The organism is Blastopirellula sp. SH421 (assembly GCF_057808535.1).
Map to the genome: position 1 here is coordinate 825656 of NZ_CM173712.1, position 13819 is coordinate 839474.

Consider the following 13819-nt stretch of genomic DNA (forward strand, 5'->3'; position numbering starts at 1 on the left):
CTGTGTCTAGCGAAGACTATTTCTTCGCTTCTTCGTGGTACTCTTGCTCGGTGTTGACGTCCCAGACATTGTTTTTTTGGGTCGAGCCGGCGCAGATGTTATCGACAGCGGTCATGGCTGCGAGCATCGAATGGTCTTGGTTGTTGTAGCGGTGCATCCCGTTCCGGCCGATCAGATACAAGTTGTTAATCTTGTCGACATACTCGCGAATTTCGCTAAATCGATCGTAAGTGCCAAAGTAGGCGGGATAAGTTTTGGGGACGCGAATCACGGTCGCGTCCAGCACTTCGTTTTCGTCGATGATATCGATTTTGGCCAATTCCATTTTGCCTAGCTCGGCCATCTCCTCGTCTGACTTGTTCCAAAGGTCGTCGTTTTCGTAGCAGAAATACTCCAGGCCCATCCAGACCGTATTTTGGTCGGCCACCAGGTATTTGCTCCAGTTGTTAAAGATCTGCAGACGGCCGATCAGTACATCGCGTTCTTGAATATAGATCCAGTTGTCGCGGACCAGTTGTTCGCCTTGCGGTGTGTTTTCTTTGATCTTCAGCTTGTTGACCAACATGCCGACGGTGATAAAGTCGCGGAACTGTAGGCCTGCGGCGACCTCTTTGACATTGGCCGGAACTTCGCTATCGATCGAACGGATCAGCTCGTTGACCGGCATCGTCGAAAAGACATAGTCTCCATCGATGCGGCGTTTTTCGCCCTGTTGGTTGACGACCGTCACGCCGAGGATCTTGTCCCCTTCGATATGCAACTGATCGACTTTGACGCCGTGATGCAGTTCGCCGCCCAGCTCGACTACTTTCTTGGCGCAAGTTTCCCACATTTGACCAGGGCCATGCTTGGGATACAGGAACTGCTCAATCAGCGAGGTCTCGACCCCTTTCTGACTGACGTCTTTCTTTTGGAACGGTTTTTTGACCGCGTGCATAATCGCTTTGGTGATCGAGAGCCCTTTGATGCGTTGGGCTCCCCAAGCGGCGCTAATTTCGTCGCACGGCACGCCCCAGACTTTTTCGGTGTAGGACTTGAAGAAGGTCAGGTACAGCTCTTTCCCAAAGCGATTGATAAAGAACTGCTCGAGGTTCTGCTCGTTTTTGATCGGAAAGAGCCGCGCTTGCATGTAGCTGGTCCCGATCTTGGCCATGCGGATCGGCCCCAGGTTGTTGATCGTTGTCATGCTCAGCGAGATCGGATAGTCGAAGAACTTCCGCAGGAAGTAAATGCGGCTCTTGCGAGGGCGAACCAGCATCACATCGTCAATCTGATCGGGATCGGCGCCTTGGCCGTTGTGCGCGATATCGCGCGATTGATTTTGATATTTGATGGTGAAGCTGGCGTCGGCGCCTGCTTCGATCGGCAGCATATTGACCCACCAGTCCATCACGCGGTCCGACTTCGAGAAGAAGCGGTGCCCGCCGATGTCGATGCGGTTCCCCTTGTAGTTAATCGTGCGCGAGATGCCGCCAACCATGTCGGACATTTCCAGCACGATCGGCTTGATTTTAGTCCGCGTCAACAGTTCGTAGGCGGCGGTTAAGCCGGCAGGTCCGGCGCCAATAATTACGGCTGTTGGGCGATCCATGGGGTGTAGCCTGATTCATCGAATGAAGGTGGGGACTTTATTTAATCACTCTCTATTGTTCGCCGTTGCTGCGCGAACTCGGTAAAGAGTAGGTCAAATTTTTGTCGCGGCTCCCCAGCTTCTTCGCTACAACCGGTGCAAAGGTTATTCTCGCACAAAGTGATCGCCGTCGATCGCTTCCCACATATAGCCGTTGGGATCTTGAAAAAAGAAACGCTCAAACGGCGTTTCTCGAATCGGCGGGATCACGGCGACGCCGGCCGCAGCCAGTCGAGCGCGGATGTGCGGCAGCTCGGCGGCCGGAAAGAAAAAGGCGAAATGCCGGCCAAATTCTCGCTCCCACGGCGAAACTTCAAATCCTTCGATCTGCAGCACGTGCATCTGCTGATCCTGGCCAATGTCGAGCCAGATCGCCAGCACGTTGGTATTGCCCGGCACATTGATCCGCGACCAGCCAAAGATCTGCGTAAAAAACGACGCGGTCGTCTCGGCGTCCCGCGTCGCTAGTGTGAAGTGGGCCAGGCTCATTGCTGGCTGCCGGTTAATACCTGGAAGATCCCGACGCAGAAGTCGGGCAAATCGTCCGGCTTGCGACTGGTGACATGATGCCGATCAACGACGACCGATGCATCTTCCCAGGTAGCGCCGGCGTTGATCAGGTCATCTTTGATCCCCGGCGAACCGGTGGTGCGGACTCCTTTATAAACGCCGGCCGAAATCGGCATCCAGCCGCCGTGGCAAACCGCAGCGATCAGTTGTTGTTTTTGATCGAAATGGCGGATGATCTCCTTCACCTTGTCGTCGCGGCGCAGTTTGTCAGGCATGAACCCGCCGGGGCAGATCACGCCGTCAAACTTGCTGGGATCCACATCGGCGATTGCGACATCGCTTTTGGCGGGGTAACCATGCTTGCCGGCGTAGGTGACTTTGGCTTCGGGGCCGGCCAAAATGGACTCGGCGCCCGCTTCGATCAACCGCAGGTGGGGATACCACAGCTCTAGGTCTTCGTAGATATCGCCGACGAAAATGACGATCCGTTTGCCGGTCAGCGGCTTGCTTGCGTTCATCGCATCCTCGGGTAGTTGTTGCGGGGGAAAAGGTTCTTTGTACCGCGCGAACAATCGTCTGGCCATGCGTCGACTTGCACCAACTTTCGCGGCGCACTATTCTGCGGCGTGACGAGAATCTGCAACCCGATAAGAAGGAGCTTGGGCCCCGTGGACAATGAAAACTCTGGCGGCGAAAAGCAGTGGCGCCCTGTGACCTCGATTCAGCGCCGTGTTTTGGGGGTCTTGATCGAAAAGGCCAAGACCACGCCTGACGCATATCCGATGACGCTGAACGCGCTGACGACCGGCTCGAATCAAAAGAGCAACCGCGATCCGCAAATGAATCTGGATACCGACGATATCGAAGAAGCGCTCGAGCAACTGCGCGAGATGGGCGCCGTGGCCGAAGTCCACGGCGATGGTCGCGTCGTCAAGTTTCGCCATTACATGAAAGATTGGCTCGGCTGCGAAGGAAACGAATTAGCGATCATGGCCGAGCTATTGCTCCGCGGTTCGCAAACGGTCGGTGACCTCCGCGGACGTGCGGGCCGCATGGGGAGGATTCCAGACATGGCGACCTTGCAGCCAATCTTGCGCGGCTTGATGGAAAAAGGACTGGTCGTGGCGCTAACGCCTGAGGGGCGCGGCCAAGTCGTTACGCACGGACTGTTCCCCGAACGCGAGATGGAAGATCAACGCCGCCAGTTCGGCGGCGGCGCGGTGATCACCACCCCGGCTGCGCAGCGCCCGGTGGTTCAAGCCCATCCCGTTGGTCAAACCGGCGCAACGGCCGTGCCGACAGCTCGACCGGCAGTCGAAGCGACCGATGGGCCCAATGAGAGCCCATTGGTGCGAGAACTGCGGAAAGAGATTGAGGATCTGAAGGGGGAGATGGGGAAGATGAAGAAGGATATTGAGGATCTGTGGTCGAACTTGAGTTAGGCATTAAGACGGCCAGCGAAAGCAAATGAGTGCCACGACTCTGTGAGCCGTGCTGAAGGGCGGAGACGTCGAATTCCATTTCAGATTTGCTTAGCGTTACCGACATGAATGTCATCTCCGTCAATGATGCGATTGACCGCGTGCTCGATTTAAATGGGCAGCAAGCTGCGATCTTCGGTCTCTTGTTATTGGAGTTTGAAGGGACAGAGCTGATTCATCTGCCTAAGTTAGAACGGAGAGAGGGTCATGCTTTTGGAGGATCGTATGCATCCCGTATCTGGGTTAATTTTGACTTGTTGGCCTTAAAGATGGACGAGCGGCAGCTCGCTCAGTTTGATTCTCGGCATGTTATTGTGCAGGGCTTGCTATCCGCACCAGATCCGAGTTTTCAAGGTTCGATCTTGGCCGGGTGCGGACACTTTTCGATGTGGCCTGCAGAGATTCTGGTGACGCACATTCAAAGTGCGTGAGTTTATTACCTCTGTAACAAAAACAGCCCCGCGTGATTTCACGCAGGGCTGTTTTTGTTTCAGCGCACATAGCAGGGCACACGGCTCACAGAGCCGTGGCACGCAGTTCTAGGTTCGGCTTTTGGCGTACTGCACGTTCTCTAGGATCGCGGCGGTTGATTCTGACCGGTTGAGCACGTAGAAGTGCAGGCCAGAGATGCCGGCTTCGGTGAGGTCTTCGATTTGCTTGCTTGCGAATTCTACGCCGACTTGTAGGTGATAGTCGGTGTCTTCCGGTTTTTTCTGCAGCGCTTCGACCAACGCCGGCGGGAACTTGGCGCCGCACATCGTGGCGATCCGCTGGATCTGGGCCGCGTTGACCACCGGAAAGATGCCGGGAATGATCGGCACGTTGATGTTGGCGGCGGCGCACTTTTCGCGGAATTCGTAAAAGTCTTGATTGCGATAGAAGAGCTGCGTGATAATGATGTCGGCGCCGCAATCAACTTTGTGCTTCAAGCGTTCGATGTCAAAGTCGAACGAGACCGCTTCGAGATGTTTCTCAGGATAGCCGGCGACGGCGACACCGAACTCGGGGAACTCGTCCTTGATCAGTTGGACCAGTTCGCTGGCGTAGCTGAGGCCTTCGGCGGCGGCGCGGAACTTTTGCTCGCCTTGCGGGGGATCGCCGCGCAGCGCGACGATGTAATCCACACCGCGACTTTTTGCTTCGGCCAGATACAGCCGGAGTTCGTCGACGGTTGATTCGACCACCGTCAGGTGCGAAGCAACCGGCACGTCAAACGCCTGCTTCACCTGCTGGACAATATCCAGCGTCTTGCCGCGGGTCGAACCGCCGGCGCCATAGGTGCAGGTGATGTAGTCAGGTTTGAACTGCATCAGCTTTTCGACATGCTGCATCAGCGATGCGTCCCCCTTGTCGGTCTTGGGGGGGAACAGTTCAAAAGAGAGGCCGAGTCGACCCGGCGAGTAATAGTCTGCGAGATTCATAATCGTGCTTCGGTTAAAGAGCCAGCGGTTCGCCGGCTAGCTGCCGTTCGTCTTGAGTCAGTAAATACATATCGTGAATCAGTTGGATGTCGCACGCGCGCTGCGTTACTTTGCGCCGCAGGAACATCCGCTCTTGCGTCGCGATCATCACGTCCGCGGTCATCTCGGTCACCTGACCAAACAAGCGAGCATAGTTGACGAAGCTCGCGACATTGGTCGTGACAAAGCCATACAGCATACTGCAAACGCCGACGGTCTTGCCGGTGAAGATGCCGGTGTTGATCGCCGTTTTGGCGTAGTCGCCGACGATCGCCCCCAGAAACTGCATCCCCGTGGCGACCTTCTCACCGCGGTACTCCATCTTCACGTTGCCGTAGGTATTTTTTAAGTCGCTGTTGGAAGTGCCGGCGCCCAGGTTGACCCAGCTACCCAAATAGCTGTGCCCCAAAAAACCATGATGCTGTTTGTTGGAATAAGGTTCGATCACCGTTGCTTCTACCTCGCCGCCGATTTTGGTCGTATGGCCAAGCGAGACCGAATCTTTGATCGCCGAATGTTCCAGCAGGCGAGCTCCTCGTCCAATATAAACCGGCCCCCGTATGTAGCAGTAGGGCCCGATGGTTGCGTCTGGCTCGACAATGATCGGCCCGGTCGACGAGTCCCAGACAACATGCTGGCCAATGTTGGCCGCGCCGGCCAAGTAGACTCCGTCCTGTTGTTCGTGATAGGCGCCTTCTTGCAGGCGAAGTTCGAGATTGGCCGTGAACGTATCCAGGTTGGCCTGGACCACGTCATGCGGATAGGCGAACCAGGTGAGCTTGTGTTGGGCGGTCGGCAGTTGGGTGATGGTTGAACTGCTGAAATAGTCACGCAGTTCATAAGCGTTGGCCTCGCGACTGGGAAGCGCAGCTTGGGCCGGCAGCAGAGCAGCGATCAGACGATCCCCGCTATAGATTGCCCCCGGCGTCTTCGCAGCGGCCCACTTGACCAGCGTCTGTCGATTGGCGGCAGTCGGCGCGATGCTGGCGTTCAGCAGCAAAGTTGGCTGGGAGTTCTCTAGCGCAGTTTGATGCAGCGCCGGGCGATCGCATCTTTGTAGCTCGATCAGATGGGGGCGAACTACCCCGCGGATTGTTTCGCTACAAGGGGCCAATAGATCGACCAGCGTGTAGCTGGCACAGGTGATGGCGTAAGCCGGCCGGCCGACCGTGATCGGATAAAGCTTGGCGACGCCGGAGTCTTCAAATAGGACGATATTCATGGGCAAGGGATTCATTCCCTGAAGATAACCGCAGTGAAGTGCGGGTAGGTCACCGTTTTTCAACAAGCGGCGGTTCAGCACGATACGATAGGCGCCCAGTCGGGGAGGGTCAACGGCGGCTGGCCCCTTTCTAGGCCGCTTAAAGCCTGAATTCAGCGAAATCTAGCCTTGCCGGCGCGATCGGACTGTTTCGACTAACCCAAACATTCGGCGCCCTGGGGCTGCGATCTACCGAAGGATGGCACAAAAAGCCTTCGGTTTCGTCCATATTTTTCCGGCAATGATCTAGTTTTGGATTGATCACCCAACTTTGATCCAGTGAGGCTCGGCGGTAATGATGGAATCGGTTGCCACGGTTCAGTTTTCGACATTCCTGATCGGTATGACCTGCGGCGTCTTTCCGCTGCTAGCGGGGCTGTGGATCGGGATCAAGCTGATGCGCGACTCTCAGCCACCGTCCGAAGTTTCCACAGAGGGATCAGAAAAAGCGGCGGTGATCTTGCAGCGGATGTCACGTTTCATGCATGGCTTGGCCGGCGATGTTCACGAACAACGTGACGTCATGGCGACCATCGAAGAGCGGATTGATCACGCCAGACGGGCTTCGCCGGGCTCGAAATCATTAGAGCAAGCGATCGAACTGCTGAAGATGATGAACGACGCCAACGATGGCCTGCAAGTCCGTCTGAAGCGAGCCGAAACCTTGATCAACGAACAGACCGAGCAGCTTGCAGCGACCTTGTCCGAGGCTCGCACCGATAGTCTGACCAAGCTATTCAATCGCCGCGCCTTTGATGAAGAATTGCAAAAGCGGTGGGCGTTGTGGAGCCGCAACCAGCGTCCCTTTTGCGTGCTGTTGGCCGATATCGATCACTTTAAAAAAATCAACGACAAGCATGGCCATCTCGTGGGGGACGCCGTGTTGCAGTCCATCGCCAAGACCCTGGTCCATACGACGCGGGATGCGGACTATGTGACCCGATACGGGGGCGAAGAGTTTGCGATCCTGTTGCCCGAAACCGAGTTTGGCAGCGGCAATGACGCCGCACTGCGGATTATCCATGCCGTTCGCGAGCATGTCTTTCGCGAAGGGGACGCCGAAATTCCGCTTACGCTCAGCATCGGCATTGCGCAAGTGGTCGGTTTTAATGAGCCATCAGAACTGATCGCCAAAGCGGATGAAGCACTGTACGCCGCGAAATCTGCAGGCCGTGATCGTGGCTACTATTTCAACGGCCAGCGCATCTTATCGATTTTGCCTGAGACCGGCCAACCGCTTCAGCCGGTCCGTGAGTTCCACGAAGTCTGCGCAGATCTGCGGACGCGATTGATGGAAGCGACGCACTAAGTAATTGCTGTGCAGAAATGTCGAATGTCGAAGCGCATACGATCGTCTGATTTCGTCTTGCCTTTGAGATTGGGATTTCAACCTTCGCCGCAGGCTGCATTTCCTACGGCGAAGAAGACCCGTTAGCTGGCGAGCGAAATCTCAGCGACGCCCCATTGGCGGCAGACGCGGAAGATTTCGGCCACGTGATCGAAGCGACATTCTTCGCCGGCAAAGATGCGAACGCTACGAGCGCAGCTGGCTCGATCACAGAGACGGCGCAGGTGAGCATCAAGGAGCGCTTCGACTCCATTGATGAAGATCTTTCCGGAGCTCGACAAGACGACATCGAGCGGCTGATTTTCAGTTGGCAATTTCATGGCAAGGTTAAACGTTTAAAGAGACTTGTACACAACCGGAAAGACCGAATTCGGCAACGGTTGGTTCGCATCTCCAGAAAGGTGGGGACCCGCAACGTAGTGAGGACGTTCCTCAAGGTTTAATCTTGAACGCCGCTCCCTGCAGGCTCCCCAGTCGCGTTAGATTGGCTTTCCGTCGGGTAAACGGATGGCGTGTCAAAGTCCTGCGGCGTCTGGAGTTCTTCTTCGGGAACGCCGCGCACCAAAATCGCGACAGATGCCATGGCGAAGTAACCAAAGATCGCAGCCAGAATTATTATCAACGCAACGGTAGTGCGACTCATCGGAAGTCTCCTACGTAATGTAAGGGGGGACAAATTGCATTAAATCAACCTGTCGCCCCTACACTCTTAATTATAGGAGGTTCCGCTTCCATTGGTTAGCCAAAAGCAGAGCGGAGCAGTGTTAAGCTATTGGGAATTCCGATCAGCGGATCTTGTTGGCCTTCAAACTCCAGCGAGACATAACCGCGGTAACCCTGGTCCTGTAAGAGCTTTGCGATGCGGGGATAGTCCAGATCGAGCGTGTACCAAAGACCACCGCCAAAGTAGGTTTTTGCTTGGACGTAAATCGTTTTGGGCGCCATCAGAGCTAGACGCTCGTACGGATCTTCCAAAAAGTTCCCAGTGTCCAGTGTGACCTGCAGCCAAGGGTTGTCGATTGCATTGACGATTCGCAGCACGCCTTCGGGGGTTCGGCCGAGGCCCCAGTGATTTTCGAGACCAAGCAGCACTCCGCACTTTTCCGCTTCCGGCAGGCACTGCTCAAGACTCTCGATCACCCAGCCGAAGCCATCTTCGTCGGTATAGCCCTCTAGGGGCAGCTCGATGCCGCGATTCGCCATCAGATCATCAAAGTCTTTGCTGGTTCCCCACGTACCGGTGTTCACGCGAAGCGTGGGGATGCCCATGTCATAGGCCATGCGGATGTAACGAATGGTCTCATCGATATTCTTTTGACGCTTGGCTTTGTCGGGGGATAAGAAGCCTTGGTGGGTAGAGAAGCCGCAGAGATCGACTCCGTTGACCAGCGCGGTTCGTTTTAGCTTTTGCAGATAGGCAGGGGACTCATCGGTCATCTGACGATGTAAAATCTCGACGGCGTCAAAACCCATTTCGGCAGCAAGGGCGATGCACTTTTCGACATCGCGGAGATGCTCGTGACGAAACTGCCAAAACGAGTAGGTCGAGACCGCGATGCGATTGACGATCTTGGCGTTTGTGGCCGCGAGAGGTTCAGCCGCCAGCACCGCTGAGCTGAGGGGAGCAAACGCCGCGGCGGCAGCGGCGACAGACAAAAATTCGCGTCTCGATCGGTTCATATTGCGTCTCTCTTAAGAAGTGCAAGGCGATCTTCCATCGTAATAGACGCGTTACATGCCGCCTACGCATTCCAAGAGGGGAACGGCAGGTTTTTGGAGGCGAAGTCGAGCTATTTCTCAATTTTGGCGAAAGGGATTGCAGTCTCGGCACTTCCCGAAAAGCTGCCTGGTTGCTGACGTAAAACCAAGAGAGACGACTGGATGGGGGATCGTCCCGCCTTGGTCTTACGATCAGCAGGGGCAGCTGCACGCAGTTAGTCGCTTAGGCAAGCTCACCAGGCTTGAAGGGGAGCGACACGGGATGGAAGGTGGTGACGCCGAGTTGATCTTCGATTTTTTCCCACAGGGAGAGCTCTTGTCGCCAAGCGGCGATCACGTTGCGCAACTGGCCAACCATGGGATAGTCTTGGTTTTCGATCTCGTTAAGGACTTGTTCGCCGCCGGAGACATCCCCCTTCAGCAACAACGCGGTCGCTAGATTCGTCTTATAGGGATCAGGAAGTGAACTGCGGACCGCCATGCCCATGCCGACTGCTTCAAAAACGAGCGTGCGATAAGTTGTCAACGCTGGATCGATCAGACCAAGTCGCATTTGGCAGACTCCCCGGGCGTTGATCAAGCGCGCGTCGTGATGGCTCTTGCTCGGCTTAAGTAAAGGCAACGCTTTGTCTGCGCGACCTTGTTTCAATAAGTCGGCGACCAGGCGAATGGTATCGCCTACCGGATCCTGCGGACGACGCGGCGTTGGGATCGCGTGACGGTTGATAATTACATTGAGGTTTCGATAGTTCATGATTGGCGTCTCTCTCTGAGAAGGTTGGGTAAGTGCAAGCAGTCTCGCAGTACCAATCGCGTGATCGTGCGCAGTTCGACCGGCAAAACGAGCCATGCAGAGGGACATGTTCAGCCTTTCGCATACCGATCAGATCGCAGTTCTGCGCAAGCATCGGCGCAGGTGAAATCCAATGAATGACGACGCATTTTGAATGCGTGAGTCTGTTGCGAAAGGAGAAATGAGGAGAGGAGATTTATAGCCGCAGATGGAGCGTCACTTTTGACGCGGCAAGATGGTTGCGATTTACCGAGTGCAGAAGTTGACGCGCGGCGACTGACTGCATGCCGGGGAGCGAGTCAACGAAAAGAAATAGCTGTTTGGCGTGCTGCAGAGTTTCGCGCGACTCTTCTGCCGTTTTGAGTTGGCGGAAACCGAGGTAATCGTTGCGATGTTCAGCCGAGTCTGCGTGCGTATCATCGGCGTGCGCATTGTATTCGCCTGGTAACACGGCCGCAGTGGGCGTTGCGGGAGTGGAGCGGGCAGTCTGAGATGAACCTGCCAGCGCAGAGATGCAGTCCAGCGGCGTCGCAGCCAACAGGCTGACAATTACCATCCAGACCAGCAGATGCGTGTAGATTCGTTTCATTGCGGCCCCGTCCGATAGGCAGGAACTCAAAGAAGCCGCTCTTCTGCGAGTGACTTCGTTGAATTTCAACTATAGACATTGTTTGCCTGCAAGGCGAACCAATTAAGATGAAACCTTCTTAAGGTTGCTCACTGCTAACGCAGCAATGTCGCTAGCTTTTTGTCCAGGCTTCGAGCATATCAAACTGCTTGGCGAAATCATTTTCTTTGGTCCCGTGCGGAGACTTAAAGAAACAGGCCAGCGAAGTAAGCAAACCAGTTTCGCCACGGCGATGCGCCAGTTCGGCGAAGCGGGCCAGGTCGATCACCAGCGGCGCGGCCAACAGCGAGTCAGCGCCTTGCCAGGTGAACTGCATTACCATCGGCGTGCCAAGGAAGCCTTTGAAGTGGATGTGGTCCCAAGCGGTCTTCCAGTCTCCCATGCTGTCGATGCGTTCGATCGTGACCAGCGTTTGAGGTTGGTAGCCAAAGATCTCGCCCAACAGGCGATCTTTGCTGGTTGCTTTGGTCTTTTTGTTTTCAGGGTCATCCAACACAACGGCATCCATGTTGCCAAAGATGTTGTGACCAACCCAACTCATCACTTGCAGGTTACGATGGGCGAACATCGGCGCCAGCGTGCTCTTCAGCAAAGTCTCGCCGGTCTTGCCATCATGTCCCATGTGACAGGTTTTCTGTTGCGTGGCCAGGTCGCAGAGAGCCGGAATCGACGTGCCAACCGACGGCGTGAAGTTGACGTACGGAAAGCCAAGTTCCAGCGCGGCGGCGCCATACAAACTGCTGGCCGGCAGATGACAATCGCCGGTCTCTAGCAGCGGGGCCAATTCTTTCCAGCTGCTCGGCAACTTGCTTTCGTCAAACGGCGGTTCGGTCGACGAAACGTTAATTACGATAACGTCGGATAGTTCGTGCTGTTGGGCGAATGCGGCGATGTCGGCTTGGATGCGGTTGATTGCTTGCCGCGGCGTCTCGGTCTTCTCGCGCAGTTCGCTTTTGGCGAGCCCGGCGATTTTGGCGCCGACATTGAGCAGCGTGCCATCTTTGATGTTAGCGTCGACTGCATCGAGATCTTCTTTGACGGCGGCGACCAGACGCGAGTCAAGCGCTCGGCTGACGTCGACCAGTTGCTGGGCCGCTTCAAACAGCGTGACGTTGCGGATCTCATGTCCACCGATGACCAGATTGTCCCAGGTGGTCAAACCGAGCTCGGCGAATTGCGGTAACTCACTGACCAGTCCAACCGTGTCGACCAATCCGCGGCGCAGGGCCGCTAAGCCAACGATCGTGGTCGCAGCAACTCCGCCGCGAGCGCCAATAAGCCAAATACCGACTCGAGAACGTGCCATCGCGTCAATCGTCTTTCAAGGAGGTGGGAGGGAAGGTTTGCCATGCGACCAGCTTCAATGGTCGAACAGAAACAAGCGGGCAAGTTCCGCGGGCCGCCCAACATGTTCAGAGGCTAGCGGCCGATCTGGTGGGGTCTGTCTGGAAGAGACGCTCGCAAGTACCATTTAATTGTTGGCACGACTAATTCGGTTCGTCAAGGACGCGAACGGACGGGATCGACAGAAGTTGGCCTTCTGGTTGATTTTAGGGCGCCAAGTGAACCTTACCCACGGCACAGCGTCCTAAGCTGCCGACAACTCCGTTACTTCCCCCAAACCGCGAATCACAGGTATGTTTCAGAACGTTCAAACCGCGCCTCCCGACTCGATTTTGGGCCTCAACGAGGCATTTCGAAAAGATCCAAATCCCGCCAAGATCAATCTCAGCGTTGGGGTTTTTAAGGACGCGAGCGGCGTTACGCCGGTCCTGGATTGCGTGAAAGAGGCCGAACGACGCCTGGTCGCCGAAGAAAAAACGAAGTCGTATCTGCCAATCGATGGCCGCCCCGAGTATTGTCGCTTGGTTCGCGAGCTAATGCTGGGCGCCGATCACGAGATCGTCACCTCGGCTCGCGGCGTGACGGTTCAAACCCCTGGCGGGACAGGCGGCCTGCGAGTCGCCGCCGACTTTTTGGCGAAAAATTTTCCCGGTCGCAAAGTCTGGCTCAGCCAACCAACCTGGCCCAATCATCCCAGTATTTTCGCCGCCGCCGGGATTGAAACTGCCGGCTATCCCTATTTCGACAAAGCGGCCAACGGCTTGGCGTTTGCCGAGATGATGGAGACGCTTGAAAAAATACCGACCGGCGATGTCGTGTTGCTGCATGGTTGCTGCCATAACCCCAGCGGGATTGATCCAACCGCCGATCAGTGGCGATTGATCGCCGAGCTCGTCCACCGTCGTGAGCTGCTGCCGCTGGTCGACTTCGCCTATCAAGGGTTTGGGGACGGCTTGTGCGAAGACGCCGTCGGTCTGGCCGCATTAAGCCAACCCGGTAAAGAGCTGTTGGTTTGCAGTTCGTTCAGCAAAAACTTTGGACTGTACAACGAGCGAGTTGGCGCGTTGACGGCTGTCGCGACGGACGCCAGCGCCGCTCAGGCGGTGCTTAGCCAGCTAAAAAACGTAATTCGCTCCAATTACTCCAATCCCCCCACGCACGGCGGTGCAGTGGTTGAAACCGTCTTGGCCGATCCAAAGTTACGCGCCCAGTGGGAAGCAGAACTGACCGCGATGCGCGATCGGATCAACGGCATGCGAACGCTGCTGGTCGAGACGATGAAAGCGACCGGCGTGGATCGTGACTTTTCGTTCATCGCTGATCAAAAGGGGATGTTTTCATTCTCGGGTCTGACGCCGGTGCAAGTGGACGAGCTACGCAATCAATTTGCGATCTACATCGTCGGTTCAGGCCGCATCAATGTCGCGGGGATCTCTGAAAACAATGTCGGCCAACTGTGCGCCGCGATCAAAGCGGTTCTTTAAGCTGCTGCAAGATCATAACAATGAAAAGGCTCCGTAACATTACGGAGCCTTTTTTCATTTCCATGATCACAAAACGCAAATGAAAAATCGTAGGGTGGATGGAACAATCGCGATTGTCTTTACCATGCGCGATACGTACCAATCGCTTGTGCAACCCACCA

The 13819-nt window shown here is 55.7% G+C and carries 15 protein-coding genes; 4 read left to right on the forward strand and 11 right to left on the reverse strand.

Going from position 1 to position 13819, the window contains the following annotated elements; genetic code table 11:
- Nucleotides 1-16: 16 nt before the first annotated feature.
- From SH421x_RS03295 to SH421x_RS03305, 3 genes are all read right to left on the reverse strand, one after another.
- Nucleotides 17-1591 (reverse strand): NAD(P)/FAD-dependent oxidoreductase, encoded by a 1575-nt coding sequence (locus SH421x_RS03295; RefSeq protein WP_488853965.1) that lies wholly within the window; start codon nucleotides 1589-1591, stop codon nucleotides 17-19.
- A 144-nt stretch (nucleotides 1592-1735) separates the two neighbouring features.
- Nucleotides 1736-2119 carry a VOC family protein gene (locus tag SH421x_RS03300; RefSeq protein WP_488853966.1) on the reverse strand — a complete coding sequence of 128 codons (384 nt, stop codon included), beginning with the start codon at nucleotides 2117-2119 and terminating at the stop codon, nucleotides 1736-1738.
- Nucleotides 2116-2658 carry a type 1 glutamine amidotransferase domain-containing protein gene (locus tag SH421x_RS03305; protein ID WP_488856409.1) on the reverse strand — a complete coding sequence of 181 codons (543 nt, stop codon included), beginning with the start codon at nucleotides 2656-2658 and terminating at the stop codon, nucleotides 2116-2118. Before SH421x_RS03305 ends, SH421x_RS03300 begins: the two co-directional genes overlap by 4 nt.
- Before the next feature lie 150 nt (nucleotides 2659-2808).
- Between SH421x_RS03305 and SH421x_RS03310 the strand changes: the two genes are divergently transcribed.
- Together SH421x_RS03310 and SH421x_RS03315 are read left to right on the forward strand one after the other, a co-directional pair.
- The gene (locus SH421x_RS03310) at nucleotides 2809-3582 is read left to right on the forward strand and encodes a YceH family protein (RefSeq protein WP_488853967.1); all 774 of its coding nucleotides are present in this window, start codon (nucleotides 2809-2811) and stop codon (nucleotides 3580-3582) included.
- 104 nt (nucleotides 3583-3686) lie between these two features.
- A complete protein-coding gene (locus SH421x_RS03315; protein ID WP_488853968.1) occupies nucleotides 3687-4052 on the forward strand; it encodes a hypothetical protein in 366 nt (121 codons plus the stop codon).
- Nucleotides 4053-4160: 108 nt separating this feature from the next.
- On the opposite strand, the gene metF is transcribed toward SH421x_RS03315, so the two are convergent.
- Nucleotides 4161-5042: a methylenetetrahydrofolate reductase [NAD(P)H] gene (gene metF / locus SH421x_RS03320; protein WP_488853969.1), complete on the reverse strand. Its 882-nt coding sequence runs from the start codon at nucleotides 5040-5042 to the stop codon at nucleotides 4161-4163.
- 13 nt (nucleotides 5043-5055) lie between these two features.
- Nucleotides 5056-6303: a putative sugar nucleotidyl transferase gene (locus SH421x_RS03325; RefSeq protein ID WP_488853970.1), complete on the reverse strand. Its 1248-nt coding sequence runs from the start codon at nucleotides 6301-6303 to the stop codon at nucleotides 5056-5058.
- Nucleotides 6304-6637: 334 nt separating this feature from the next.
- Here SH421x_RS03325 and SH421x_RS03330 point away from each other — a divergent pair, with 334 nt between their 5' ends.
- Nucleotides 6638-7651, forward strand: coding sequence for a GGDEF domain-containing protein (locus SH421x_RS03330; RefSeq protein ID WP_488853971.1), 1014 nt, complete (start codon nucleotides 6638-6640; stop codon nucleotides 7649-7651).
- A gap of 122 nt (nucleotides 7652-7773) precedes the next feature.
- On the opposite strand, the gene SH421x_RS03335 is transcribed toward SH421x_RS03330, so the two are convergent.
- The 6 genes from SH421x_RS03335 to SH421x_RS03360 all read right to left on the reverse strand — a co-directional run bounded on the left by SH421x_RS03335 (nucleotide 7774) and on the right by SH421x_RS03360 (nucleotide 12136).
- Nucleotides 7774-8010: an ExbD/TolR family protein gene (locus tag SH421x_RS03335; RefSeq protein WP_488853972.1), complete on the reverse strand. Its 237-nt coding sequence runs from the start codon at nucleotides 8008-8010 to the stop codon at nucleotides 7774-7776.
- A gap of 119 nt (nucleotides 8011-8129) precedes the next feature.
- Complete coding sequence (locus SH421x_RS03340; protein WP_488853973.1) at nucleotides 8130-8333, reverse strand: hypothetical protein; 204 nt, start codon at nucleotides 8331-8333, stop codon at nucleotides 8130-8132.
- A 95-nt stretch (nucleotides 8334-8428) separates the two neighbouring features.
- A complete protein-coding gene (locus SH421x_RS03345; RefSeq protein ID WP_488853974.1) occupies nucleotides 8429-9370 on the reverse strand; it encodes a sugar phosphate isomerase/epimerase family protein in 942 nt (313 codons plus the stop codon).
- A gap of 262 nt (nucleotides 9371-9632) precedes the next feature.
- A complete protein-coding gene (locus tag SH421x_RS03350; RefSeq protein ID WP_488853975.1) occupies nucleotides 9633-10163 on the reverse strand; it encodes a hypothetical protein in 531 nt (176 codons plus the stop codon).
- Nucleotides 10164-10398: 235 nt separating this feature from the next.
- Nucleotides 10399-10791: a hypothetical protein gene (locus SH421x_RS03355; RefSeq protein ID WP_488853976.1), complete on the reverse strand. Its 393-nt coding sequence runs from the start codon at nucleotides 10789-10791 to the stop codon at nucleotides 10399-10401.
- A 151-nt stretch (nucleotides 10792-10942) separates the two neighbouring features.
- Nucleotides 10943-12136 (reverse strand): inositol-3-phosphate synthase, encoded by a 1194-nt coding sequence (locus SH421x_RS03360; RefSeq protein WP_488853977.1) that lies wholly within the window; start codon nucleotides 12134-12136, stop codon nucleotides 10943-10945.
- Between the two features lie 331 nt (nucleotides 12137-12467).
- On the opposite strand from SH421x_RS03360, the gene SH421x_RS03365 reads away from it, so the two are divergent.
- Complete coding sequence (locus SH421x_RS03365; RefSeq protein WP_488853978.1) at nucleotides 12468-13658, forward strand: amino acid aminotransferase; 1191 nt, start codon at nucleotides 12468-12470, stop codon at nucleotides 13656-13658.
- Nucleotides 13659-13819: the final 161 nt, after the last annotated feature.

Excerpts from the sequence above, each read along its gene's own strand:
- SH421x_RS03360 (WP_488853977.1), bottom strand. The coding sequence starts at position 12,136 with ATGGCACGTTCTCGAGTCGGTATTTGGCTTATTGGCGCTCGCGGCGGA.
- SH421x_RS03315 (WP_488853968.1), top strand. The coding sequence starts at position 3,687 with ATGAATGTCATCTCCGTCAATGATGCGATTGACCGCGTGCTCGATTTA.
- metF (WP_488853969.1), bottom strand. The coding sequence starts at position 5,042 with ATGAATCTCGCAGACTATTACTCGCCGGGTCGACTCGGCCTCTCTTTT.
- SH421x_RS03365 (WP_488853978.1), top strand. The coding sequence starts at position 12,468 with ATGTTTCAGAACGTTCAAACCGCGCCTCCCGACTCGATTTTGGGCCTC.
- SH421x_RS03325 (WP_488853970.1), bottom strand. The coding sequence starts at position 6,303 with ATGAATATCGTCCTATTTGAAGACTCCGGCGTCGCCAAGCTTTATCCG.
- SH421x_RS03355 (WP_488853976.1), bottom strand. The coding sequence starts at position 10,791 with ATGAAACGAATCTACACGCATCTGCTGGTCTGGATGGTAATTGTCAGC.
- SH421x_RS03330 (WP_488853971.1), top strand. The coding sequence starts at position 6,638 with ATGATGGAATCGGTTGCCACGGTTCAGTTTTCGACATTCCTGATCGGT.
- SH421x_RS03335 (WP_488853972.1), bottom strand. The coding sequence starts at position 8,010 with ATGAAATTGCCAACTGAAAATCAGCCGCTCGATGTCGTCTTGTCGAGC.
- SH421x_RS03350 (WP_488853975.1), bottom strand. The coding sequence starts at position 10,163 with ATGAACTATCGAAACCTCAATGTAATTATCAACCGTCACGCGATCCCA.
- SH421x_RS03295 (WP_488853965.1), bottom strand. The coding sequence starts at position 1,591 with ATGGATCGCCCAACAGCCGTAATTATTGGCGCCGGACCTGCCGGCTTA.
- SH421x_RS03305 (WP_488856409.1), bottom strand. The coding sequence starts at position 2,658 with ATGAACGCAAGCAAGCCGCTGACCGGCAAACGGATCGTCATTTTCGTC.
- SH421x_RS03345 (WP_488853974.1), bottom strand. The coding sequence starts at position 9,370 with ATGAACCGATCGAGACGCGAATTTTTGTCTGTCGCCGCTGCCGCCGCG.
- SH421x_RS03340 (WP_488853973.1), bottom strand. The coding sequence starts at position 8,333 with ATGAGTCGCACTACCGTTGCGTTGATAATAATTCTGGCTGCGATCTTT.
- SH421x_RS03300 (WP_488853966.1), bottom strand. The coding sequence starts at position 2,119 with ATGAGCCTGGCCCACTTCACACTAGCGACGCGGGACGCCGAGACGACC.